The 24,020-nt window shown below is 67.2% G+C and carries 19 protein-coding genes and 2 tRNA genes; 11 read left to right on the top strand and 10 right to left on the bottom strand.

All coding sequences use genetic code 11. The features are described from left to right. Window positions 1-154: 154 nt before the first annotated feature. From OYT95_RS31500 to rdgB, 4 genes are all read left to right on the top strand, one after another. Window positions 155-1,105 carry a PLP-dependent cysteine synthase family protein gene (locus OYT95_RS31500; protein WP_112300638.1) on the top strand — a complete coding sequence of 317 codons (951 nt, stop codon included), beginning with the start codon at window positions 155-157 and terminating at the stop codon, window positions 1,103-1,105. Window positions 1,106-1,227: 122 nt separating this feature from the next. Next, the gene (locus OYT95_RS31505; RefSeq protein WP_176582586.1) at window positions 1,228-1,986 is read left to right on the top strand and encodes a cyclic nucleotide-degrading phosphodiesterase; all 759 of its coding nucleotides are present in this window, start codon (window positions 1,228-1,230) and stop codon (window positions 1,984-1,986) included. Window positions 1,987-2,031: 45 nt separating this feature from the next. Next, window positions 2,032-2,820 carry a ribonuclease PH gene (gene rph / locus OYT95_RS31510; RefSeq protein ID WP_112300636.1) on the top strand — a complete coding sequence of 263 codons (789 nt, stop codon included), beginning with the start codon at window positions 2,032-2,034 and terminating at the stop codon, window positions 2,818-2,820. A gap of 3 nt (window positions 2,821-2,823) precedes the next feature. Continuing rightward, window positions 2,824-3,441 carry an RdgB/HAM1 family non-canonical purine NTP pyrophosphatase gene (gene rdgB / locus OYT95_RS31515; protein WP_268790010.1) on the top strand — a complete coding sequence of 206 codons (618 nt, stop codon included), beginning with the start codon at window positions 2,824-2,826 and terminating at the stop codon, window positions 3,439-3,441. 135 nt (window positions 3,442-3,576) lie between these two features. Here rdgB and OYT95_RS31520 read toward each other — a convergent pair whose 3' ends face one another. From OYT95_RS31520 to OYT95_RS31540, 5 genes are all read right to left on the bottom strand, one after another. Then, window positions 3,577-3,942 (bottom strand): DUF3817 domain-containing protein, encoded by a 366-nt coding sequence (locus OYT95_RS31520; RefSeq protein ID WP_007296582.1) that lies wholly within the window; start codon window positions 3,940-3,942, stop codon window positions 3,577-3,579. Continuing rightward, a complete protein-coding gene (locus tag OYT95_RS31525) occupies window positions 3,939-4,340 on the bottom strand; it encodes a transcriptional regulator (RefSeq protein ID WP_268790011.1) in 402 nt (133 codons plus the stop codon). The genes OYT95_RS31520 and OYT95_RS31525 overlap by 4 nt, the downstream gene beginning before the upstream one ends. A 143-nt stretch (window positions 4,341-4,483) precedes the next feature. After that, window positions 4,484-4,568: transfer RNA gene (locus tag OYT95_RS31530), tRNA-Leu, on the bottom strand. Window positions 4,569-4,816: 248 nt separating this feature from the next. Then, entirely contained in the window at window positions 4,817-5,020 is a 204-nt protein-coding gene (locus OYT95_RS44745) for a hypothetical protein (RefSeq protein ID WP_378494357.1), read from the bottom strand. Then, window positions 5,017-5,676: a hypothetical protein gene (locus OYT95_RS31540; protein ID WP_268790012.1), complete on the bottom strand. Its 660-nt coding sequence runs from the start codon at window positions 5,674-5,676 to the stop codon at window positions 5,017-5,019. The genes OYT95_RS44745 and OYT95_RS31540 overlap by 4 nt, the downstream gene beginning before the upstream one ends. Before the next feature lie 454 nt (window positions 5,677-6,130). On the opposite strand from OYT95_RS31540, the gene OYT95_RS31545 reads away from it, so the two are divergent. Beyond that, on the top strand, window positions 6,131-15,451 hold the full coding sequence (locus tag OYT95_RS31545; RefSeq protein WP_112300632.1) for a type I polyketide synthase: 9,321 nt from the start codon (window positions 6,131-6,133) through the stop codon (window positions 15,449-15,451). 9 nt (window positions 15,452-15,460) lie between these two features. Further along, a complete protein-coding gene (gene acpS / locus OYT95_RS31550; RefSeq protein ID WP_037236411.1) occupies window positions 15,461-15,853 on the top strand; it encodes a holo-ACP synthase AcpS in 393 nt (130 codons plus the stop codon). A gap of 69 nt (window positions 15,854-15,922) precedes the next feature. Here the strand turns inward: acpS and OYT95_RS31555 are convergent, their stop codons facing one another. From OYT95_RS31555 to OYT95_RS31565, 3 genes are all read right to left on the bottom strand, one after another. Continuing rightward, the gene (locus OYT95_RS31555) at window positions 15,923-16,612 is read right to left on the bottom strand and encodes a TetR family transcriptional regulator (protein ID WP_005248286.1); all 690 of its coding nucleotides are present in this window, start codon (window positions 16,610-16,612) and stop codon (window positions 15,923-15,925) included. A gap of 80 nt (window positions 16,613-16,692) precedes the next feature. After that, window positions 16,693-17,466 (bottom strand): ABC transporter permease, encoded by a 774-nt coding sequence (locus OYT95_RS31560; RefSeq protein WP_128641849.1) that lies wholly within the window; start codon window positions 17,464-17,466, stop codon window positions 16,693-16,695. After that, window positions 17,463-18,443 carry an ATP-binding cassette domain-containing protein gene (locus OYT95_RS31565; protein ID WP_268790013.1) on the bottom strand — a complete coding sequence of 327 codons (981 nt, stop codon included), beginning with the start codon at window positions 18,441-18,443 and terminating at the stop codon, window positions 17,463-17,465. Before OYT95_RS31565 ends, OYT95_RS31560 begins: the two co-directional genes overlap by 4 nt. Before the next feature lie 59 nt (window positions 18,444-18,502). Between OYT95_RS31565 and OYT95_RS31570 the strand changes: the two genes are divergently transcribed. Next, entirely contained in the window at window positions 18,503-19,255 is a 753-nt protein-coding gene (locus OYT95_RS31570) for a TetR/AcrR family transcriptional regulator (protein WP_268790014.1), read from the top strand. Between the two features lie 26 nt (window positions 19,256-19,281). Here the strand turns inward: OYT95_RS31570 and bcp are convergent, their stop codons facing one another. Continuing rightward, entirely contained in the window at window positions 19,282-19,755 is a 474-nt protein-coding gene (gene bcp / locus OYT95_RS31575) for a thioredoxin-dependent thiol peroxidase (RefSeq protein WP_007296587.1), read from the bottom strand. 161 nt (window positions 19,756-19,916) lie between these two features. Between bcp and OYT95_RS31580 the strand changes: the two genes are divergently transcribed. Next, window positions 19,917-20,138 carry a DUF3618 domain-containing protein gene (locus OYT95_RS31580; protein WP_037236402.1) on the top strand — a complete coding sequence of 74 codons (222 nt, stop codon included), beginning with the start codon at window positions 19,917-19,919 and terminating at the stop codon, window positions 20,136-20,138. 155 nt (window positions 20,139-20,293) lie between these two features. Here the strand turns inward: OYT95_RS31580 and OYT95_RS31585 are convergent. Beyond that, window positions 20,294-20,366, bottom strand: a tRNA-Lys gene (locus tag OYT95_RS31585). A 289-nt stretch (window positions 20,367-20,655) separates the two neighbouring features. On the opposite strand from OYT95_RS31585, the gene OYT95_RS31590 reads away from it, so the two are divergent. The 3 genes from OYT95_RS31590 (at window position 20,656) to OYT95_RS31600 (ending at window position 23,858) form a co-directional block, all read left to right on the top strand. After that, on the top strand, window positions 20,656-21,894 hold the full coding sequence (locus tag OYT95_RS31590) for a L,D-transpeptidase (RefSeq protein WP_037236399.1): 1,239 nt from the start codon (window positions 20,656-20,658) through the stop codon (window positions 21,892-21,894). 399 nt (window positions 21,895-22,293) lie between these two features. Then, a complete protein-coding gene (locus OYT95_RS31595) occupies window positions 22,294-23,277 on the top strand; it encodes a tyrosine-type recombinase/integrase (RefSeq protein WP_328286518.1) in 984 nt (327 codons plus the stop codon). Between the two features lie 347 nt (window positions 23,278-23,624). Further along, window positions 23,625-23,858, top strand: a complete 234-nt coding sequence (locus OYT95_RS31600; RefSeq protein ID WP_268790016.1) for an excisionase family DNA-binding protein — start codon at window positions 23,625-23,627, stop codon at window positions 23,856-23,858. Window positions 23,859-24,020: the final 162 nt, after the last annotated feature.

Below are 24,020 nucleotides of genomic sequence, written 5' to 3' on the forward strand. Positions count from 1 at the left end.
TCGCCGACGTCCTGGCGTCCCCAGCGGCGGAACTCCGTCGCCGCACCCCACCGCACCCTCAGGAGTTGATCATGGCTGTCACAGTTTCGACCCCCGACGTCGACGGCGAGTGTCCGTCCGTTCACTGTGTAGTCACGGAAGGCTGATCGCTGCCGTGGCAAGGTTCGATTCGTACATCGACACTCTCGGGAACACACCTCTGGTCGGCCTGCCCCGGCTGTCGCCACGCTGGAACGGCAGCAGCCCGGTGCGGTTGTGGGCCAAACTCGAGGATCACAATCCCACCGGTTCGATCAAGGATCGCCCGGCGCTACGCATGATCGAGCAAGCCGAACGGGACGGCCGTCTCACTCCAGGGGCGACGATTCTCGAATCGACCAGTGGCAACACCGGTATCTCTCTGGCGATGGCCGCCAAACTCAAGGGCTACCAGCTGATCTGCGTGATGCCCGAGAACACGTCGATGGAGCGCCGCCAGCTGCTGACGATGTTCGGCGCTCGGATCATCGACTCTCCGGCCGCGGGTGGTTCCAACGAGGCCGTCGCCGTCGCGATGCGGCTGTCGGACGAGAATCCGGACTGGGTACTGCTCTACCAGTACGGCAACCCGGCCAACGCGATGGCGCACTACGAGACCACGGGGCCGGAAATCCTGCGGGATCTTCCCGAGATCACCCACTTCGTAGCGGGGCTCGGCACCACCGGGACACTGATGGGTACGGGCCGGTTTCTCCGCGAGCACGTCGACGGCGTCGAGATCGTGGCCGCGGAACCACGCTTCGGGGAAATGGTGTGCGGCCTCCGCAACATCGACGAGGGATTCGTGCCCGAGCTGTACGACGAATCGGTACTCACCCGGCGATTCCGGGTACGTCACGCCGAGGCGATCGAGCGCACCCGCGAGCTGATCGACGTCGAGGGAATCTTCGCCGGCACCTCCACCGGCGCCAATCTCCATGCTGCACTCGATGTGGCGCGGTCCGCCGTCGAGACGGGGCAGCGGGCCGACATCGCGTTCGTGGTCGCCGACGCCGGATGGAAGTACCTCTCGACCGGCACCTACGACCCACAGGTCCAGGTCCTCGAAGAGGCATGGGAACGGTAGCGGGGGCGGATTCACGGTAGATCGGCATGGTCAGGTCACAGTTCCCCATCGGTTGTGAGGTCGACTCGCCAATTCCGTCGGAAGCTTTTTCCGAAACGGGTCGTCGTGGCAGCATGGCGGGTATGCGCATTACCGTCCTGGGGTGTTCAGGGAGCGTCTCCGGACCAGACTCACCTGCATCGGGTTATCTGTTGACCGCGCCGGACACACCGCCGCTGGTGCTCGACTTCGGACCCGGTGTCCTCGGTGCGCTTCAGCGGTTCGCCGACCCCGGCGAGGTATCCGTCCTCCTCAGTCACCTGCACGCGGACCACTGCCTCGACCTTCCCGGACTGCTCGTCTGGCGTCGCTACCATCCGCACCCGCCGAAGGGTCGCGCACTCGTCTACGGCCCGTCCGACACCGCCCGCCGGATCGGCGTCGCGTCCGCGGAGTGCGGCGGCGACATCGACGACATCTCCGACACGATCGACCTGCACCACTGGACCGACGGTGAACCGGTCACGTTCGGCGACCTCACCATCACCGCGCGCCGGGTCAACCACCCGCCCGAGGCGTACGGGTTCCGCGTGACCAACGGCGCCGGGCGCACCCTCGTCTACACCGGCGACACCGGCATGTGCGAAGAAGTGATCGACCTCGCCCGCGGGGCCGACGTACTGCTCGCCGAGGCGTCGTGGACGCACAGCCCGGATCGGCCGGAAGGGATCCACCTCTCGGGCACCGAGGCCGGTCAGGTGGCACACCGCGCCGGTGTCGCCGAACTGCTGCTCACCCACATACCGCCGTGGACGTCCCGCGAAGACGTCATCGCCGAGGCCAAGGCCGAATTCTCCGGCCCCGTGCACGCAGTGTCCGCGGGCGGCGTCTACACCGTCTGAAGCCGTGTGCCCGCGCCCCACACGAGGGCGACTAGGCTCTCTGCCGTGACCACACGAGAAGACGGTAGGGCGGACGACGAACTCCGCGAGGTCAAGATCACCCGGGGCTTCACCACTCATCCCGCGGGATCGGTGCTGGTGGAATTCGGAAACACCCGGGTGATGTGCACGGCCAGTGTCGAGGACGGTGTTCCCCGCTGGCGTCAGGGCTCGGGACTCGGCTGGCTGACGGCCGAGTACGCCATGCTGCCCGCCGCCACCCACACCCGCAGCGGACGAGAGTCCGTCAAGGGCAAGGTCGGTGGGCGGACCCAGGAGATCAGCCGGCTGGTCGGACGATCCCTCCGCGCCTGCATCGACCTCGCCGCCATCGGTGAGAACACCATCGCCCTCGACTGCGACGTGCTGCAGGCCGACGGCGGAACCCGCACCGCCGCCATCACCGGCGCCTACGTGGCCCTCGTCGACGCGGTGACCTATCTCCGCGCCGCCGGCCGTCTCGCCGACCCCCAGCCGATCTCCTGCGGCATCGCCGCGGTGAGTGTGGGCGTCGTCGACGGCCGTGTGCGTCTCGACCTGCCGTACGAGGAGGACTCGCGCGCCGAGGTCGACATGAACGTGGTGGCCACCGACACCGGCACCCTCGTCGAGATCCAGGGCACCGGCGAAGGCGCGACGTTCCCGCGGAGCACACTCGACAAACTGCTGGATTCCGCACTCGCAGGGTGCGAGCAGCTGTTCGAGATCCAGAAGTCCGCACTCGAACTGCCCTACCCCGGGGCGCTTCCGGAGCCGAAGGTCCCGGAGACGTCGAAGAAGAAGTTCGGGGGCTAGATCTTGCCGGAAACCACACGGGTGCTGGTGGCCAGCCGCAACGCGAAGAAACTTCGGGAACTGCATCGGGTGCTCGAGGCGGCCGGTGTCGACGGGATCGAACTGGTCGGGCTCGATGCCGTACCCGAATACCCCGAGGCCCCCGAAACGGGTGCGACGTTCGAGGAGAACGCCCTGGCGAAAGCGCGCGACGGCGCCGCCGCAACCGGATTGCCCTGTGTCGCAGACGATTCCGGAATCGAGGTGGATGCGCTGAACGGCATGCCCGGAATCCTGTCCGCACGGTGGTCGGGCACGCACGGAAACGATCCCGCGAACACCGCCCTGGTCCTGGCGCAGCTCGGCGACGTGCCCGACGACCGCCGGGGAGCGGCGTTCGTCTCGGCGTGCGCGCTCGTGGTGCCCGGCGGCGAAGAATCGGTGGTCCGTGGCGAATGGAGGGGGAGCATCGCCCGCGAGCCCGTCGGCGACGGCGGATTCGGGTACGACCCGGTCTTCGTGCCCGACGGAGACACCCGCTCGGCCGCCCAGCTGTCACCCGAGGAGAAGGACGCGTCCTCGCACCGGGGGCGGGCGCTCGTTCAGCTCGTCCCCGCCCTGGCGGCGCTCACCGGGCGCTGATCCTCGCTACGCTTCACGGGAGGAGGTTTCGCATGTCGCCGATGATGGTGCCGCAGACACCGCTGGGCTGGCTGACCTACGTGATCGCGATGATCACCGGGCAGCCGGTCATCATGTGAGGGAGCCGACCGTCGGTCAGAGACCGAAGTCGCGGCGGACCTGCTTGGTCCGCTGGTGCTCCACGTAGAACGACAGGAACGGAATGGTGCCCGCGAGGAGCGTCCCGACCGTCCGGCCGGCGGGCCAGCGCACCTTGACCGCCAGGTCGAGCGTCACCAGTAGGTAGACGAAGTACACCCAGCCGTGGACCACGGCGATCCAGCTGGGCAGGTTGTCGACCTTGAAGATGTACTTGGCCACCATCTCTGCGGTGAGGACCAGCAGCCACACGCCGGTGGCGTAGGCGAGGACGCGGTAGCGCAGGAGCGCGGGGGCGATCTTCTTCTGCTTCGCGGTGTCTGTGACCGAACCGGCAGTCGTTTCGTCTTGGCCCGTGCTCACGTGGTGCTCCTATCGGTCTCGCGAGCGGACAGCTCGGCGAGGTACTGGTTGTACTGCGAAATCTGCCGGCTCTCGAGGTCGTCCGGATCGTCGTCCTCGGCCACCGAGGGGCGAGGGGGCAAGACGTCGGCCGGGATCTCCCGCAGTTCGTTGGGAGCATCCGGGACGTCGGTGGTGTCAGCCGGTTCGGCGTCCTCGAGTTGAACGAATCGCCGATAGGCGTAGACGAGGAACGCCGCGAACAGCGGCCACTGGAACGCGTATCCGAGGTTCTGGCCGGTCCCGCCCACCGCTTCGAAACGTGTCCACTGCCACCAGCCGAGTGCGAGGCACCCGACGGCCCCGACGACCACCAACAGGATCAGCGCGGGGCGGCGTTGCTTACGGTTACCGGACACGTAACGACGGTACCTGAATCGCTGAATGCGCTGCTAGGAGCAGGTTGCCGCTATGGCGGCGGTCACAGCCGCAGCAGGCGCCCGAGGAGCCGTCGATCCAAGCGAAACAGGGCCGCCGAAAAATCGGCAAAGAACCCGAGAAGTGCGCGAGGGGGGACTCGAACCCCCACGTCCTTTCGGACACCAGGACCTAAACCTGACGCGGCTGCCTAATTACGCCACTCGCGCGCGAAGCACAGACTACGCCATGAACAAGGCACCCCCCCGCAGCACATGTCAATCGGATCGCCGGCCCGGTCGAGGCTCTTTCGCCCGGCCCCACGATGGAGTCTGGCTGTGGCAGTTGGGGCACAGGAATCGAACTTCCTGCAAGCGCGAGTCCGATGGGTCTCCCCGTATGTGGTCGACATCCAGGATCAGTGGGAGTCCGCACCAGTCGTCACCGAGGCCGCAGAGAATTTCACGAGAATCTCCTCTCACGACATGCGATTGCGGGCAGGCTTGCCCTTGGTGTGTGCGCTCCCGGTGAAGTGCGTCGGATCGATCCCGAACTTCTTGCTCTGCCGACTCAGGTGAGCGTGTGTCCCACCCGCGGGTTTCAGGCCGAGGTAACGCATGACGCCGGCGTAGCTCGTCGATTCTGCGACCGCCTGCTCGAGCACTTCTCGCGTGTACTTCATCTCGCACCCGCCACCCGCCGCTGCGCGCGCTGGTACCGCCAGACGGCGTGGGTGAAGGTCGCAGGCGTGATCTCGAGCCGCGCTGCTGCTGCGGCGAGGAGGTCTTCGGCCTCCGCTGCCGACGGGGGTGTTTCGAGATCGAGTGCCTCGCCGAGGAAATCGCACACCAGTTGGTGAGATCCGGCGGTGCGGACTCCGAGCTGCATGGTGAAGCACTCCCACGTGGCGCCACCGAACCCGGGCACTGCGACGAGGGCGTTCCGCTGGGCTTCGTCGTCGCGGAGATCCGCCGAGGTGGTGCATCCCAGTTCGGTGAGCGAGCGTGCTGCCGAGGCGACGGCCTCGGCCTTGGTGGTGTAGTTCCCCGGTACTCGCTGCCGATTGTTCAGGACGGCCAGGAGGTCTTCGGGTTCGTCCGCGTGCACGGCGAGCGCCGTGAGGTCGTCGAGGGGTGCGGCCCGGTGATCGCGCCAGCGGGTGATGACGGCGCGGACCCCCGTGGTGGGCGTGCCGTACGTGGCGCGGGCGGAGAACGCGGCATCGAGCAGACCGGCTTCGATCTCGTGCGGCCAGCCCTCCGTCCAGTGCGGCCACGACTCTGGTGGCAGTTCGGTGGCGACGTGATCGAGTAGGGCGCGGACGTGGGCTGTGCTCATTTCTTCCCCCCGGAGAATGGCTGTCGGCTGTTCCTGGACTCGAACATTAGTGCGAGGGTCCGACAGGTTCGCTTTCGCTGTTCACGGACCCGGATTCGGGGGCGTAGACCTGCATGAACCTGGGACTTCGTCAAGGTGGTAACAGATTGATAACGATTAATATGAGGCTTTCCTCAGGTTCTTGGACGTCCTCGCACCGCCCTCGTCCAGCACGGACGCGATCTACTCACCGGTTACTTCGCGGGAGATCTGTGAGGGACATCACGCGATATTTCTCCGATGCACGGCTGTGACACCCCGGCGGCTCGTGAACGTGAGGAAATCCTCATGATTCTGTGTCAACCTTGAGCAGCCCGGAAGAGCTGATCAGAGCCGATACAGCTGGCACACGATGCCGAGGGCGGCAGACACTATCCCCACCTCCCCCCAGAGGGGACCAGGAGAGGACATACGCGTGACGATTGACGACACGACACCCGCAGGAAACGGAAAAAACTCGAAGGGTTCGCGGCGCATCGGCGTAGACCGGGACGACACTCGGTCGTCGAGCAAGGGCACCCTGGTGGATCGTCTGCTCGGAGGTGAGCCGTACGCGCTCGCCTTCGGTGGTCAGGGCGCGCCCTGGCTGAGCTCGCTGGAGGAACTGAGCCGCGACAACGGACTCGAGCCGGCACTCACCACGATCGTCAACGACGCGGCCGACTACCTGGCCCCCGTGGCACAGGAACTCCTCGTCGTGCGCCCGGTCGGATTCGACCCCATCGCCTGGATCCTCGAGCAGGAACTCGCCGACGAAGAGGACGGCGCCCAGGCGGCCGGTCCCTCCGCGGCAGCGCTCACCTCGGCGGCGGTGTCTCTCCCCGGCGTCTTCCTCACTCAGATCGCAGCGCTGCGTGCGCTGGCAGCTCAGGGCCTCGATCCCGCGGTTACGGCTCCCGTGTCGGTGATCGGCCACTCCCAGGGACTCCTCGCCGCGGAGGCCGTTGCCACCTCGGGTCAGAAGGACGGCGAACTCCTCGCCCTCGCTCAGCTCATCGGTGCGGCTGCCGGCCTCGTCGGCCGTCGTCGCGGAGTGATCGCCGCCGCCGACTCCACCCCGATGCTGGCTGTCTCCAACGTCGACCCGGAACGACTCCGTCAGATCGTCGAGGAGCTCGCCGAGGGCCTCGAGCCCGAGCGTGCTGCCGTCCTCGGCATCCGTAACGCCCGTCGCCGCGTCGTGCTGTCCGGCCCGCCCGCCCAGCTGGCACGCGTCCAGCAGCGGTGCGAGCAGATCGAGGCCGACGAGGCCCGTGAGCGCGACGCCAAGAAGCGTGGCGGCTCCATCTTCGCGCCCGTCTTCGAGCCCCTCGCGGTCGAGATCGGCTTCCACCACCCCGCACTCGCGGAGACGATCGACATCGTCGGCCAGTGGGCCGTGCGCTGCGGTCTCGACGAAGAGAAGGCCCGCGCTCTCACGAGCGCCTGCCTCGTCGATCCCGTCGACTGGGTCGCCGCCGTCGACAGCACCCTCGAAGCCGGTGCCGCGTGGATCCTCGACCTCGGACCCGGTGACCTCCTCACCCGCATGACGTCGGCCAGTGTCCGCGGCCAGGGCGTCGGCATCGTCGCCGCCGCGACCCGTGGCGGTCACCGCAACCTGCTCACCCCCGGCGCAACCCCCGAGGTTCCCGCCGCGTGGACCGAGTTCCTCCCGAAGCCGGTGTCGCTGCCGGGCGGCCGCATCGGCGTCGAGACCGCATTCACGAAGCTGACCGGTCGTTCGCCGATCCTGCTCGCCGGCATGACCCCGACCACGGTCGACCCGAAGATCGTCGCCGCAGCAGCCAACGCAGGCCACTGGGCCGAGCTCGCCGGCGGTGGCCAGGTCACCGAGCAGATCTTCGCCGACAACGTCGAGAAGCTCACCGGGCTGCTCGAGCCGGGCCGCGCCGTGCAGTTCAACTCGATGTTCCTCGACCCCTACCTGTGGAAGCTCCACGTCGGTGGCAAGCGCCTCGTGCCGAAGGCCCGCGCCGCGGGTGCCCCGTTCGACGGTGTCGTCGTCACCGCCGGTATCCCCGAGCTCGAGGACGCCGTCTCGATCATCGGCGACCTCACCGATGCCGGCTTCAGCTACGTCGCGTTCAAGCCGGGCACGGTCGCGCAAATCCGCTCGGTCATCCGCATCGCCAACGAGGTTCCCTCGTTCCCCGTCATCGCCCACATCGAGGGCGGCCGCGCCGGTGGTCACCACTCGTGGGAAGACCTGGACGACCTGCTCCTCGACACCTACGCCGAGCTGCGTACCCGGCCGAACCTGGTCCTGTGCGTCGGCGGCGGCATCGGCACGCCCGAGCAGGCTGCCGACTACCTGACCGGCCGCTGGTCCGTGGCACACGGCTTCCCGGCCATGCCGCTGGACGGCATCCTGGTCGGCACCGCCGCCATGGCCACCCTCGAGGCGACCACCTCCGCCGAGGTGAAGCAGCTCCTCGTCGACACCCCCGGTACTCCGGACTGGGTCGGAGCAGGCACCGCCGAGGGCGGCATGGCCTCCGGTCGTAGCCAGCTCGGCGCCGACATCCACGAGATCGACAACGCCGCGTCCCGCACGGGCCGTCTGCTCGACGAGGTCGCCGGTGACGCCGACGCCGTCGCCGAGCGTCGCGACGAGATCATCGAGGCTCTGAACATCACGGCGAAGCCGTACTTCGGCGACGTCGCGACCATGACGTACGAGCAGTGGCTGCGCCGCTACCTCGAGCTGGCCGTCGGCATCGACGCGGCGAAGGCATTCGACTGCGGCACCGACCTCCAGGACGCCATCACCGAGGCCACCGCGAGCCCGTGGCTCGACATCACCTGGCGTGCGCGCTTCGGTGAGATGCTGCAGCGCACCGAATCGCGTCTGCACCCGGTCGACCGTGGCCCCATCCCCACCCTGTTCGCCGACGACGCGATTCTCGAGCGTCCCGAGGCGGCCGTCTGCGCCCTGCAGGCGCAGTACCCCGACTACGCCACCACGGTTCTGCACCCCGCGGACGTCTCGTTCTTCGTCTCGCTGTGCAAGACTCCCGGCAAGCCGGTCAACTTCGTGCCCGTCGTCGACGGTGACGTCCGCCGCTGGTGGCGTTCCGACTCGCTGTGGCAGGCACACGATCCTCGCTACACGGCCGACCAGGTCTGCGTCATCCCCGGCACCGTCGCCGTCGCCGGCATCACGCGCGTCGACGAGCCTGTCGGCGAGCTGCTGGACCGCTTCGAGAAGGCCACGTACGACGAGCTGGTCACCGCCGGTGTCGCGCCGCTGTCGCTGCCCGCACGCCGTCACGCGGACATCGCCCGCGGCCTCCTCGACACCGTCCTGTCGGCTCCCGACATCCAGTGGGCCTCGCGCCTGACCCTGAACCCGGTTCGCCGGCTCGGTGACCTCGACAAGTGGTCGATCGAGTCCGACACCCTCGCGGTGCACGAGACCACCGGTGCCGAGCTGTCCGTCATCGACGACCAGCAGGTGCTCCTCACCGTCCCGCTGGTGGCAGCCAAGTCCGTCCAGATCACCATCACCGTGCCCGCGTCCGTCGCGGACGGTGGAGCTCCGGTGGTCACCGAGGCCGACGCCGAGAAGTCGATGACCGCACTCCTCGCGGTCGCGGCCGGTCAGGAACTGCCCGCCGTCAAGAACGGTGTCGCACGCCTCAACCTCGCCTGGACGCCCGACCTGGTCGCCGACCACGCCGGTGTCACCGGCTCGGGTCTGCCCACGACGCTGAGCGTCAGCGGCAAGGCCGTCCCGGACGTGGTCGTCGGCGCTTGCTGGCCGGCCGTGTTCGCCGTGCTCGGTAGTGCCAAGACCGAAGACTCGCTCTCCGTCATCGAGGGCATGCTCGACCTGGTCCACCTGGACCACAGCGTCGATTTCGTCGGCGAACTGCCGTCGGAGACCAGCATTCTCGTCGTCAAGGCCGAGGTCGCCTCGGTTCTCGACACCGACCTGGGCCGCGTCGTCGAGGTCAAGGTCGAGGTCGGCGCCATGCTCGGCGAGGGCCTGGACGCGCCTGCCGTCGTCACCCTGTCGGAGCGCTTCGCGATCCGCGGCCGCACCGGCAAGGGCGAACTGTCCGACCCGGCCCGCGCCGGTGGCTCGCTGAGTGACGAGGCCGTCGACACCCCGCGTCGTCGTCGCCGCGACACCACGATCGTCGCTCCCCGCAACATGGGCTCCTTCGCCCAGGTGTCGGGCGACCACAACCCGATCCACACCTCCGACAACGCGGCACTGCTCGCCGGCCTCGGCAGCCCGATCGTGCACGGCATGTGGCTCTCCGCCGCCGCCCAGCAGGTCGTCACCGCCGTGGATCCGGCCGAGACCAAGACGCCGCCGCGTCGTCTCACCGCCTGGACCGCACGCTTCCTGGGCATGGTTCGCCCGGGCGCCGAGATCGACGTCCGCGTCGACCGCATCGCGGTGGACCGTGGCGCCGAGATCGTCGAGGTCGGTTGCCGCATCGACGGTGAACTGGTGATGGTCGCAACGGGTCGCACCGCCGCCCCGAAGACCGTCTACGCGTTCCCCGGACAGGGCATCCAGCGTCCCGGCATGGGCCTCGACGCCCGCGCCCGCTCGAAGGCCGCCCGTGAGATCTGGGATCGCGCCGACAAGCACACCCGCAAGGCCCTCGGCTTCTCGATCCTCGCCGTGGTCCGCGACAACCCGACGGTTGTCAAGGCCCGTGGTGTCGAGCACAAGCACCCGGACGGTGTCCTGCACCTGACCCAGTTCACCCAGGTCGCGATGGCGACGCTCGGTGTGGCTCAGGTCGCCGAGCTCCGCGAATCCGGTGCCTTCGTCGAGGGTGCCCTGCTCGCAGGCCACTCGGTCGGTGAGTACAACGCTCTCGCCGCCGTCGCCGGTGTGCTGCCTCTCGAAGCTGTTCTCGAGGTGGTCTTCCAGCGTGGTTCCGCGATGCACGCACTCGTTCCCCGCGACGAGGCCGGCCGTTCCGACTACCGGATGGCTGCCATCCGCCCGTCGCAGATCGGTCTGGCCGACGACGACGTCGAGGCCTTCGTCGCCGGTGTCGCCGAGGCGACCGGTGAGTTCCTGCAGATCGTGAACCTGAACCTGCGTGGCTCGCAGTACGCCATCGCCGGTACGGTCGCCGGACTCAACGCGCTGGAGGTCGAAATCGACATCCGCCGTGAGGCTTTCGGTGGCAAGCGCGCCTACATCATGGTTCCGGGCATCGACGTTCCGTTCCACTCCACGGTGCTGCGTGGCGGTGTCGACGACTTCCGCGGCCGTCTCGAGGAACTGCTCCCCAAGGACATCGACCCGGCCATCCTGATCGGGCGGTACATCCCGAACCTGGTTCCCAAGCCGTTCTCCCTGAAGAAGGAGTTCGTGCAGGAGATCGCCGACCTGGTCCCGTCGAAGCCCCTCGACAAGGTGCTGAAGGACTTCGACTCCTGGGCGAAGAAGCCGGTCGAGCTCACCCGCGTGGTCCTCACCGAGCTCCTGGCCTGGCAGTTCGCCAGCCCGGTGCGCTGGATCGAGACGCAGGATCTGCTGTTCGCCGACGAGTCCGAAGGTGGACTGGGTGTCGAGCGGTTCGTGGAGATCGGTCTGGGCTCCGTCCCGACCGTCGCGAACCTCGCGTCGCAGACCCTGAAGCTGCCGGGCCGCTTCGGCTACCCGGTCGAGGTCCTCAACATCGAGCGTGAAGCGTCCATCGTGTACTCCACCGACGTCGATCCGGCGCCGGTCGAGGACGACGAGCCCGCAGCACCCGCAGCCGAGGCGCCCGCCGCATCGGCCGCACCCGCCGCGGCCCCGGCCCCGGCAGCCGCACCGTCCGGTGGACCGCGTCCCGACGACATCGCGTTCAAGGCCGCCGACGCCACCAAGGTCCTGATCAGCCTGTGGACCAAGCTCCGTCCCGATCAGGTCGGCCCCGTCGACACGATCGAGGCGCTGTGTGACGGCGTGTCCTCGCGGCGTAACCAGCTGCTCGTCGACCTCGGCTCCGAGCTCTCGCTCGGCGCGATCGACGGTGCCGCCGACGCCGACATGGGCTCGCTCGCCGGCACGGTCGACTCCCTGGCCCGCACGTACAAGCCGTTCGGCCCGGTGCTGTCCGACTCGATCAACGATCACCTCCGCAAGGTCTTCGGCCCCTCGGGTCGTCGTCCGGCGGCCATCGCGGACCGCGTGAAGAAGGTCTGGGAACTCGGCGACGGCTGGGCGTACCACGTCACCGCCGAGGTGGCGCTCGGAACCCGCGACGGTTCCAGCATTCGTGGCGGTGACCTCGGCGGCCTGGCCGGCGGCGGTCTCGCCGACGGCGCCGCAGTGGACGCCGTCATCGACAGCGCAGTGGCCGCAGTGGCCTCGCGCCGCGGGATCAGCGTCTCCCTCCCGTCCTCGGGTGGCGGAGCCGGTGGCACCGTCGACGCCGCGGCGCTGGGCGAGTTCACCGAGCACATCACGGGCCGCGACGGCGTGCTGGCCTCGGCCGCCCGCCTCGTGCTCGAGCAGCTCGGCTTCGCAGGTGACACGGCGACGGCAGCGCAGCCGACCGACACCGAACTCGTCGACCTCGTGTCGGCGGAACTCGGTTCCGACTGGCCGCGACTGGTCGCTCCCGCGTTCGACGCCAAGCGGGCGGTGCTGCTCGACGACCGCTGGGCCAGTGCACGTGAGGATCTGGCTCGTCTGTGGATCGACGCGGCAGGCGTGGAGTCTCTCGAGATCGAAGGCTTCGCCGGTGCAGGCAAGTCCGTTGCGGCGCAGGCCGCATGGTGGCAGGCCCGCGCAACCGACGAGGGACGCACGGCTCTGGCCGAGAAGTACGGGCGTATCGCGGAGGCGGCAGTCGTCGTCACCGACGAGACCCCGGAATGGGCAGACCAGGTCGCCGTCGTCACCGGTGCCAGCAAGGGCTCCATCGCGGCTTCGGTCGCAGGCAAGCTCCTCGCCGGCGGCGCGACGGTCTTCGTGACCACCTCGCGTCTCGACGACAAGCGTCTCGGCTTCTACCGCGACCTCTACCGCCGCAATGCTCGCGCCGGTGCCGCCCTGTGGGTGGTCCCCGCGAACATGGCGTCCTACACGGACATCGACTCGCTCATCGAGTGGATCGGTGAGGCCCAGTACGAGACGGCCGGTGGATCGAAGAAGCTCGTCAAGGAAGCGGTCACCCCGACGCTGCTGTTCCCGTTCGCCGCGCCCCGCGTGGCAGGCGACCTCGCCGACGCCGGCGCCCGCGCCGAAATGGAGATGCGCGTTCTCCTGTGGTCGGTGGAGCGCCTGATCGGCGGACTGTCGAAGATCGGTTACGACCGTGACGTCGACACCCACCTGCACGTGGTCCTGCCCGGTTCCCCGAACCGTGGCCTGTTCGGTGGCGACGGTGCGTACGGCGAGGCCAAGGCCGCGCTCGACGCGGTGGTCGGCCGCTGGAAGGCCGAGCGCAACTGGGCCGAGCGCGTCACCCTGGTGCACGCTCTCATCGGCTGGGTCCGCGGAACCGGCCTCATGGGCGGCAACGACCCGCTGGTCGAGGCTGTCGAAGGCGCCGGAGTCCGTACCTGGTCCACCCAGGAAATGGCCACCGAGCTGCTGCAGTGGTGCGAGCCCGAGGCACGTCGCCTCGCCTCCACCGAGCCGCTCGCTGCCGATCTGACCGGTGGGCTCGCCCAGGCGAACCTGGACCTGCCCGCTCTTGCGAAGCAGGCTCAGGAAGCCGCGACCGCTGCGGCCGAGGCCGAAGAGGTCGACGAGCTCGACACCATCGCGGCTCTGCCCGCCCCGCCGCGGGTCTCCGCATCGGTGGCACCGGCCTGGTCCGGCGTCACAGCGGCTCCGGAGGACCTCGTCGTCATCGTCGGTGCCGGTGAGCTCGGACCGTTCGGTTCCTCGCGTACCCGCTTCGAGATGGAGGTCGACGAAGAGCTTTCGGCGGCAGGCGTTCTCGAACTCGCCTGGAACACCGGACTCGTCGTGTGGGAGACCACGCCGTCCGCAGGCTGGTACGACGCCGAGACCGGGGAACTGGTTCCGGAGGCCGAGATCGCGGACAAGTACCACGACACGGTGGTCGAGCGCTGCGGCATCCGCCGCTACGCGGACGACGGCTCCATGGTCGAGAACACCGCACCGCTGCTCACGTCGGTCTTCCTCGACAAGGACCTGAGCTTCGTCGTCAGCACCGAGGCGGAGGCACTGGCCTTCGTCGAGGCCGACCCGGAGAACACGGTCGCGAGCCCGGTTCCGGACAGCGGTGACTGGCAGGTCACCCGCCGTGCGGGCACCGAGATCCGCGTCCCCCGCAAGATGAAGCTCACGCGCAGCGTGGGTGGTCAGATCCCGACCGGATTCGACGTCACCAAGTGGGGCATCCCCGCCGACATGGCCGATTCCGTCGACCGCGTGGGCCTGTGGAACATCGTCGCCACGGTGGACGCGTTCCTCACCGGTGGGTTCACGCCCAGCGAACTGCTGCGGTGGGTGCACCCCTCGCTGGTCGCCAACACCCAGGGCACCGGCATGGGCGGCATGACCTCCATGAGGTCGCTGTACATCGACACGCTGCTCGGCGAGAACCGGCCGAACGACATCCTGCAGGAAGCCCTGCCGAATGTGATTGCGGCGCACGTGGTCCAGTCCTACGTCGGCGGTTACGGCGCCATGGTCCACCCGGTTGCGGCGTGCGCCACGGCCGCGGTGTCCGTCGAGGAGGGCGTCGACAAGATCAAGCTCGGCAAGGCCCAGCTCGTGGTCGCCGGCGGGTTCGACGACCTCAGCGCGGAGGGCATCATCGGATTCGGTGACATGTCCGCCACGGCCAAGACCGACGACATGCGGGCCAAGGGCATCGACGACCGTCGATTCTCCCGGGCCAACGACCGTCGTCGCGGCGGGTTCGTCGAGTCGCAGGGTGGTGGCACGATCCTGCTGGCCCGCGGTGACCTGGCACTCGAGATGGGCCTGCCCGTCCTCGGTGTGGTCGCCTACGCCGGCTCGTTCGCGGACGGTGTCCACACGTCGATCCCGGCTCCCGGTATCGGTGCGCTCGGCGCGGGTCGTGGGGGAGCGGATTCGCAGCTCGCCCAGTCCCTCGGCAAGCTCGGTGTCAGTGCCGACGACATCTCGGTGATCTCCAAGCACGACACGTCCACCGCGGCCAACGACCCCAACGAGGCGGAGCTGCACGAGCGTCTCGCCGGGGCCCTGGGCCGCAGCGAAGGTGCACCGCTGTTCGTGGTCTCGCAGAAGAGCCTCACCGGACACGCCAAGGGTGGTGCCGCAGCATTCCAGCTGATCGGTCTCTGCCAGGTTCTGGACCAGGGCATCGTGCCGCCGAACCGCAGCCTCGACTGCGTCGACGAGAAGATGGCCGAGTTCGAACACCTCGTGTGGGCCCGGGAGCCGCTTCGCTTCGGCGAGCAGTTCCCGCTGAAGGCCGGTCTGCTGACCAGCCTCGGCTTCGGACACGTGTCGGGCATGGTCGCGGTCGTGCACTCGCAGGCATTCGTCGAGGCCATCCCGGCCGACAAGCGTGAGGCGTACCTCGAGCAGGCACGCAAGCGCACCGTCGAGGGTCAGCGTCGTCTGGCGAAGGCCATGGTCGGTGGCGGCAGCCTGTACGAGCGTCCGGCGGATCGTCGCTTCGGCGGCGACAGCGTCCCGGCCGCAGCGTCCCGTCAGCTCGAGGCGGACGTCCTGCTCACCGAGGCCGCGCGCCTGGGAGCGGACGACGTGTACAGCTCGGGTCTGCCCGGCTGCAAGTAGGAACGACGGATGGGAGTTCTGGGGATCGGCTTCGATCTCGTGACGGTGTCGGAGTTCGCCGAGCAGCTGGACCGGCCAGGGACGGCAATGCTCGACAACTTCACACCGGGCGAGCGTCGGGACGCCGTGACCCGGAGCTCCGATCCGGCTAGGCATTTCGCCGCCCGGTGGGCTGCGAAGGAGGCAGTGATCAAGGCTTGGTCCACGTCTCTCTTCGCCAGCCCGCCGGTGCTGCCCGAGATGATCCACCACCTGATCGAGGTGGTGACGGATGCGTGGGGGCGACCGAGTATCCGCTTACGCGGAGACGTCGCCAAGCATCTGACCGATGTGAGGATTCACATCTCCCTCACACACGACGGAGACATGGCGGGCGCGTTCGCCGTCATCGAGTCCCTGTAGGCGCCGCCGGCGCTCGTGCGCCTTTCTGGTAGCTCAGGCAACCGGAAGGGCGCACAAGCGTGTAGCGGGCTAGGTGGAGCGCGATTCCTTCTCGGCGACCAGCAGGTACGCCACCATCAGTCGTTTGAGCTCGGCGACGGCGTCCGCGTGGCTCTGGTTGTCCTGCACCGAGAAATTGAGCATCGAATACACGACGTGGACGAGCACCTCGGCCATCATCGTGCGCCGCTCCCGCGACGTCTGCGGGGTGAGCGGGGCGAGCATCCGTGAGACCTGCTCCGCGAACGCCTTTTCGTGGATGGCCCCGGTGGCGCGCGTGGAGGGGGTTGACTGCATCGCCAGCCACACCTCCCGCCTCGACGGGTCGGACGTCCACAGCCCCGCCATGTGGTCGACGAAGGAATTGAGGAACCGCAGCCAGTCGAGGGACGGGACCTCACCGTTGAACTGGGCGATCTCGTGCTGCACGCCGACGAGGTCCTGCCGGTTGAGCTCGCACACGATCACGTACTTGTTCGCGAAGAACTGGTAGAGGGTGCCGATCGGGACGTCCGCGCGTGCGGCGACCTCCTCGCACGTGAACGATTCGAATCCCACGTCCACCAGCAACTCCCGCGATGCCGTGAGCAGCGCGTCGAACTTGCGGCGACTACGTTCCTGGGTCGGACGTCTGCGGGGCAGCAGCTCCTGCGGGTCCGACTGCAGCTCCAACGCCGGGTCCACTCGGCGCGGCGCTTGCTTGCTGACTGAAGACTCCACCGCCCCAGGCTATCCGTCTTTCGTCCGGATTCCGAAGATCCCTCCCGGTGACGCGTCAGGTTTCACCTGGCGGAGACGACTCATCGAGCCGTTCTCCGCGTGAACAATGTGATCGCCCACAAGTAGCCGGCGCAGGCGATTCCGACACACCACAACACCGCGATCAGAGCTGTGTCGTCGACGGGTGTGCCGAGCAGCAGGCCACGGACCGTTTCGATCACCGGCGTGACGGGCTGGTTCTCGGCGAAGGCGTGTAGCCAGCTCGGCATCGTGTCGGTGGGAACGAACGCGCTGCTGACGTAGGGGAGGAAGAGCAGGAAGAAGGTGAACCCGTTGGCGGCTTCCTCGGTGCCGGCGAGGAGCCCGAGCGCCGTCGCCAGCCAGGAGATGGCGAGGATGAACAGGGCGACGATCGCGAGTGCGGCCAGCCACTGTATCGGGCCTGCGGTGGGCCGGAATCCCATGATCATCGCGACGCCGATCACGACGAGGGACGTGAGGAGATTGCGGATGACACTGGACGCGACATGGCCGAACAGGAACGCCGAACGTGCGATGGGCATGGACCGGAATCGGTCGACGATGCCGTGCACCATGTCGCCGGTGACGCTCACCGCCGTCTGTGAGGATCCGAAACCGGCGCAGAGCAGGATGATTCCGGGCACCACGTAGTCGAGGTAGCCGGTGGCGGTCTGCATGGCTCCGCCGAAGACGTACACGAACAACAGCAGCAGCATCACCGGAAGGGCGACGCCCATGATCATCGTGTCCGGGCTGCGGAGCAGGCGCGTCAGGCTGCGGCCGGTCATCGCCGCGAAGTCGTCGAGGGGGCGTGGCTGCGTGTTCGGGATCATCGGGCGGCGGCCTCGTTCCGGATCGGGGAAGCGTTCGAGTTGTCGGTGAGAGCGAAGAAGACGTCGTCGAGATCGGGGGAGTGGAGCGAGAGCTTGTCGACGGTGACGCTCTGGTCGTCGATTCGTCCGAGCAGCGTCTTCAGCTGGCCGATGCTGCCGTCGGTCGGGACCTGAACGGCCAGGCGGTCGGCGTCGAGGACGGCGTCGTCGAAGGCCTGGGCGACGTCGTGCAGTTCGGACGGCCGGGTGAACGTGAGCTCGAGGTGACCGCCGGGCACGAGTCGTTTCAGCTCGTCGGGAGTGCCCTCGGCCACGACCCTGCCGCCGTCGAGGACGGCGACCCGGTCTGCCAGCCGGTCGGCTTCCTCGAGGTATTGGGTGGTCAGGAAGAGGGTGACGCCGCCGTCGACCAGTCTTCGGATCATCTCCCACATGGACTGCCGGCCGCGCGGGTCGAGACCGGTGGTCGGTTCGTCGAGGAAGATGATGTCGGGCCGCGAGATGAGGCTCATCGCCAGATCGAGGCGCCGGGTCATCCCACCCGAGTACGTCCCTGCGCGGCGGGTTCTCGCGTCCACCAGGTCGAACTGCTCGAGTAGCTCGCGGGCGCGCCGCTTGCCCTCCGCGCGGCCGAGGTGGCTCAGCCGGGCCATGAGCCGGAGGTTCTCCTCGCCGGTGAGAAGGTCGTCGACCGCCGCGTACTGCCCGGTGAGGCTGATCTTCCGCCGCACTCCCTGGGGGTCGCGGCGAAGGTCGTGCCCGGCGACGTGCACGGTGCCCGCGTCAGGCGGTGTCAGGGTCGACAGGATGCGGACCATCGTCGTCTTCCCCGCACCGTTGGCGCCGAGGAGCGCGAACACGCTGCCTGGCGGCACGTCGAGGTCGACTCCGTCGAGGACGGTGACGTCTCCGTATGCCTTGTTTAAACCGGTGACCGAGAGGGCCGACGCGCAAAACTGCGTATCTCGTATACTCATGGTGTGCAGAGTACGCAGTTTTAGGATGAGCGCAAGACCCCGACGAAGTGGACAGGTGCATGCCCCGACCGAACGAAACCCCCGACGACCCCACCGTGACCCTGCCCAAGGCCGTCCGGCTGGCCTGGGGGATCGAGGAACCGGGGACCCGCGGCCCCCGGAAGGGGCTGAGCCTCGAGCGGGTGGTCGACGCCGCCATCGAGGTGGCGGACGCCGAAGGGCTCGCGGGTCTGTCCATGAGCCGGGTCGCCAAGCAACTCGGGTTCACCACCATGTCGCTGTACCGCTACGTGGACAGCAAGGACGACCTGGTGGAGCTGATGGCCGATCGGGCAATCGGTGAGCCCCGCGGACTCGTCGTGACGGGGGGCTGGCGGGACCGACTCGAATCGTGGGCGCTGGGCGAGTACCGGGCGGTCCGGTCGCACGCGTGGTGGCCGGAGGTGACCATCTCCGCGCCTCCGACGGGCCCCAACAATCTCGCGTGGCTGGAGGCCGGTCTGCAGTCGCTGGCCGACACCGGCCTGAGCGAGGACCGGAAGCTGCAAGTGGTGCTGAATGTTTCGCTGTTCGTGATCGGGCGGGCGCGGTTCGCGCTGGACCTGGAACGGTCGGCGAAGGTGGAGCAGGTCGACTACGCCCGGATGCTCCCGCTACTGCTCGACGAGAAGCGGTTTCCCGCACTGCGGGCGGCGATCGCGGGGGGTGCGTTCGATGCCGGCGACGCCGACGACGCGCACTGGCTCGAACACGACTTCCGATTCGGCCTCGACCGGATGCTCGACGGCATCGAACGGCTCACGGGCGGCTGACGAGTCGCAGCCGCCCGTCGCGTCGATCAGACGGACAGGTCGCGGCGCAGTTTCGCGACGTGGCCGGTGGCGCGGACGTTGTACTGGGCCACCTCGATCTTCCCGTCCTCGTCGACGAGGAACGTGGAGCGGATGACGCCCTGCACCGTCTTGCCGTACATCTTCTTCTCACCGAACGCGCCCCAGGCCTCGAGTGTGGCCTTGTCGGGATCGGACAGGAGGGGGAACGTCAGTTCCTCGTTGTCACGGAACTTGGCCAGCTTCGCCGGCTTGTCGGGCGAGATGCCGATCACGTCCAGGCCTGCGCCGTTCAGGTCGGCGAGGTTGTCTCGGAAGTCGCAGGCCTGTTTGGTGCAGCCCGGCGTGCTCGCCGCCGGGTAGAAATACACGACGACCTTGCGGCCGCGGTAGTCGGCGAGCGATACGTCGTTGCCGTCGGCGTCGGGCAGCGTGAAGGCGGGTGCGGTGTCGCCGGGGGCGAGTCTGTTGTTGTCGGTCACGAGAAGTCAGGCTACCGGGAAGGGGTGGACGTGGCCCGAAGCGTGATCGGGGGAGACGGAGTCGCAGGTCGGGAGTTCTCGTCTACGGTTGACGCAAGTGTGGGATCGTCGCGGTAGCGTCGCTCTCGCTGATCGAACCAGTCGAACAAGTTGGAGGACACGTGCCCAGGGACACCGAGAGCATCGAGCGTGAGATCGAGAACGCGCGCAATCAGCTCGCGAGCACTCTCGACGAATTGACGGTCCGCACCAACCCGAAGCGTCTCGTGGAGAACACGAAGCGCACGCTGATCGCGAAGCTGAACGAGCCGGCGGTCAAGTACGGACTGATCGCCGTCGGTGCGGTGGCAGGGCTCCTGGTGCTCCGCAAAGCGTTGCGCTGAACGACCCTCGTTGGCGACGGGCCGTCGGATGTGAAGTTCGTAGTGACTTCACGTTCCGGCGGCCCGTTCGTCATCTGACCGCCTGCGCGGTGCGTTGAGATGGTGACACGAGAAAGGCCCCCATCCTCGTGAGAGGATGGGGGCCTTCGTGCAAGTGCGCCCACAGGGACTCGAACCCCGGACCCAGTGATTAAGAGTCACTTGCTCTACCAACTGAGCTATAGGCGCTCGCTCTTGCGAGACAGAACATTAGCGGGTCGCTTCTCGGGAATGCAAATCGCCTGGTGGCGACTGCCCGCGGCGACCCGATCCACACGGTGGCGCGTAACAAGAGCGCCGCTGGTCACGATTGATATTCGAACGTTATTGAGCGGCTCGGCGCTTGGTTGGAACCGGTCTCCAGTGGCTGGCATCATTGGAGACCACACGGTCTCGACGTGCTGATTCGTCTTGCGAAGGCGAGAGACGTGCCGGCTTGAACGTGAATTCGGAGCGAGGACGTGAAGTGGGGTTATCCATGGGTGTGGGGCGTGGCGGGCGCGTGCGTGCGCAATCGGTGAGATCCGTCTCGAAGACGGCGACGGTTGTGGCGGCATCACTCGTATTCGCATTGTCGATCGCAGGGTGCACCGTCTCCGGTGCCGACAGCGTCACGTCGGAAGGTGAGGCGCCGATCGATTCCAATCCGGTCACCGAACTCATCAAGCCGAAGCTGACGGCGTCGGCCGTCGATGGTGCAGTGGGATTCTCACCCGGACAGCCGGTGACGGTGACGGTGGCCGACGGTACGCTCGCGGCGGTCACCATGCTCAACCCGGAGGGCGAGTCGGTCGACGGCGCCATCGCTCCCGACGGGTTGTCCTGGGTCAACACGGAGCCGCTGGGTTACGACAAGGAGTACCGGCTCGAGGTGAAGGCGAACGGACTCGGTGGCGGCACCACCTCGACTTCGGCGTTCACGACCAGCGCGCCCGGCAACGTCACCAAGCCGTACGTGATGCCGTCGGAGGGCGATGTGGTGGGCATCGGTCAGCCGATCGCGGTCCAGTTCGACGAGAACATCCCGGACCGCAAGGCCGCGGAGGCCGGCATCACCGTCACGACGAATCCGCCCGTCGAGGGCGCGTTCTACTGGGTGAACAACCGTGAGGTGCGGTGGCGTCCGCAGAGTTACTGGGCCCCCGGCACCGCCGTGGACGTCAAGGTCGCCGTGTACGGCCGTGATCTCGGTGACGGACTGTTCGGCCAGGAGGACGTCCACACGGCCTTCACCATCGGCGACGCCGTGATCGCGACGGCGGACGACAACACCAAGCAGGTGACGTTCGAGCGCAACGGCGAAGTGATCATGACGATGCCCACATCGATGGGTAAGGACGACACACCCACCGACAACGGCGTCTACATCATCGGCGACCGGTTCGCGAACCTCGTCATGGACTCGTCCACCTACGGTGTACCGGTCAACTCCCCACAGGGATACAAGACGCCCGTCGACTGGGCCACGCGAATGTCCTACAGCGGCATCTTCTTCCACTCGGCGCCGTGGTCGGTGGGGCAGCAGGGCTACTCGAACGCGAGCCACGGCTGCCTGAACCTCAGCCCGTCCAACGCGAAGTGGGTGTACGACAACACGAAGCGCGGCGACATCGTGATCGTCAAGAACACGCTGGGCGGCACGCTGTCGGGCACGGACGGCCTCGGGGACTGGAACATCCCGTGGGATGTCTGGAAGGCAGGCAACGCCAACGCCTGACGGCAGGCGTCAGACCAATCGCAAAGAGGAAAGCCCCCGGCCGAGGCCGGGGGCTTTCCGTTTGGGGTGAGTGACGGGACTCGAACCCGCGACAGCCAGGATCACAACCTGACCTCCGCAAAGGATGCTCTTAAGTTGTCTACCAGGCAATACTTGGTAGGTATGCGCTGGTGAGATGAACCCTACACGTGCTCATAAGTGCACGCAAGAACTCACGAAATGACACGCGGAGGGCACAATAGAGGCATGGCCAGTAGGGGCAAGAGTAGGCAACGGCGAAGCTTCGGGAAGATTCGGGAGCTTCCGAGCGGACGTTTCCAAGCGTCGTACGTGGGGCCTGACGCGCGCAGATACACAGCACCGAGGACCTATGACGCGAAGCAGGACGCGGAGGGTTGGGTGGCTGCTGAGTCGCGCCTGATTCAGTTGGGCGAATGGAAGCCGCCAGCCGAGCGGGAGTTCGCCAAAGCTGCCAAGTTGGTGACGTTGCGCGAGTACGCCGAGAAGTGGCTCGAGGAACGTGACCTTGCACCGAAGACGACTGCCCTATATCGGACGTTGCTGGACTCTCGCATCCTGCCCGTGCTGGGTGATGAGGTGCTGGTGGACGTAACCCCAGCTCTGGTCCGTACGTGGTGGGCTGGGCTGGGGAAGGCGACCCCGACGCGCAGCGCACACGCCTACCAGCTGTTGAAGACAATCCTGAATACTGCCGTGAGTGACAAGTTGCTGACTGAGAACCCTTGCCAGATCAAGGGTGCGGGCAAGCCGCCCAAGGGCCGCGAGATTGATCTACTGACCATTGACGAGTTGAGCCGCGTCACTGAGTTGGTGAACGAGCACTATCGCGTGGCGGTTCCGGTGACGGCGTGGTGCGGACTCCGGTTCGGTGAGTTGATTGAGCTACGCCGCAAGGACGTGAGCGACACCAACGGACGCATGGTGCTGAAGATCAGGCGGGCTGCTACCCGCGTGAACAACAAGATCGTGGTGGGGCCACCGAAAACCGATGCTGGCGTGCGCGATGTCCACGTGCCGCCACACGTGGCCGCGATGCTGCGGGAGCATCTTCGGAGGCAGCCGGGGCATGGTCCCGAAAACTACGTCTTCACGACAAGTCGGGGCGGTCGGCTGTCAACGACGGCATTCACCAAGTCGTACAAGGCTGCGTTGGCGGAGATCGGCAAGCCTGATTTGCGTGTTCACGATCTGCGGCATGTGGGTGCGGTACTGGCGGCTCAGGCGGGGGCGACCACCAAGGAGTTGATGTTGCGACTGGGGCACACTACGCCTGCGATGGCGATGAGATACCAGCACGCAGCGAGTGAGCGCGATGCCGCGATTGCTGACCGGTTGTCGGCGTTGGCGAATGGTGGCATGTAGTCCCAGCGGGGAGCGTGGCGACGGGAAACGGTTCAACCACCAGTTGGCCGAGAACTTAAACTCCGGGAGTCTGCCAAATCTACGTTTACGTGCCTTGATCTGGGGAAGGTCGACGTTCTCGCGCACCTCGTCAATCTCGGAGATCAGTTCGCCCAGAAGAACAAGGAGAAGCCCAATCTAGCCATCATGGCTGGTCAGCGGCATGCGCGTGATCAGGCTCAGGGTGTGGGAGCTGCGGCAATTGCTACTCCGGGTGAGGTGTTTGTCGGTGTCGATGTCGGTTGTGGGCCATACCTTTTACGTGATCACGAACGAGCACGAGCGCTCAAAGTGACTCAGTAGCTGGGATGCCGGAACACACTGTCTGGCATGAGTTTCCCCACCAGCGGGCCAGAAGGAACGACGTGCGACAGACAACCGCGCTGACTGTGCAACAAGCGGCCGACGAACTTGGCGTGAGCGTGATTACCATCCGCCGGCGGATCGCTGACGGAAGCCTCCCGGCGCACCGACTGGGGCCGAGGCTGATCCGTATTCGACGTACAGACCTAGACCGGTTCGCGATGCCGATCGGCGCGTAAACGGCACGAAGGTCACCAGTAACAACGACGGCAGGGAAGAGGCAGAGGACGTGGAACAGCAGAAGAACCGCCCCATTCGCACAGGCGTGAAGATCACATGCCCCGTGTGCGGCAAGACGGATGTCTCAGTGCGATGGGGGCAGCACAAGGGCAAGCCGAAGG

The organism is Rhodococcus sp. JS3073, from assembly GCF_026810085.1.
Lineage (GTDB): Bacteria > Actinomycetota > Actinomycetes > Mycobacteriales > Mycobacteriaceae > Rhodococcus_F > Rhodococcus_F wratislaviensis.

Coding starts and splice junctions, on each gene's coding strand:
- OYT95_RS31505 (WP_176582586.1), top strand. CDS start 1,228: ATGCGCATTACCGTCCTGGGGTGTTCAGGGAGCGTCTCCGGACCAGAC.
- OYT95_RS44745 (WP_378494357.1), bottom strand. CDS start 5,020: ATGAAGTACACGCGAGAAGTGCTCGAGCAGGCGGTCGCAGAATCGACG.
- OYT95_RS31540 (WP_268790012.1), bottom strand. CDS start 5,676: ATGAGCACAGCCCACGTCCGCGCCCTACTCGATCACGTCGCCACCGAA.
- acpS (WP_037236411.1), top strand. CDS start 15,461: ATGGGAGTTCTGGGGATCGGCTTCGATCTCGTGACGGTGTCGGAGTTC.
- OYT95_RS31560 (WP_128641849.1), bottom strand. CDS start 17,466: ATGATCCCGAACACGCAGCCACGCCCCCTCGACGACTTCGCGGCGATG.
- OYT95_RS31565 (WP_268790013.1), bottom strand. CDS start 18,443: ATGAGTATACGAGATACGCAGTTTTGCGCGTCGGCCCTCTCGGTCACC.
- OYT95_RS31570 (WP_268790014.1), top strand. CDS start 18,503: ATGCCCCGACCGAACGAAACCCCCGACGACCCCACCGTGACCCTGCCC.
- OYT95_RS31590 (WP_037236399.1), top strand. CDS start 20,656: ATGGGTGTGGGGCGTGGCGGGCGCGTGCGTGCGCAATCGGTGAGATCC.
- OYT95_RS31600 (WP_268790016.1), top strand. CDS start 23,625: ATGCCGGAACACACTGTCTGGCATGAGTTTCCCCACCAGCGGGCCAGA.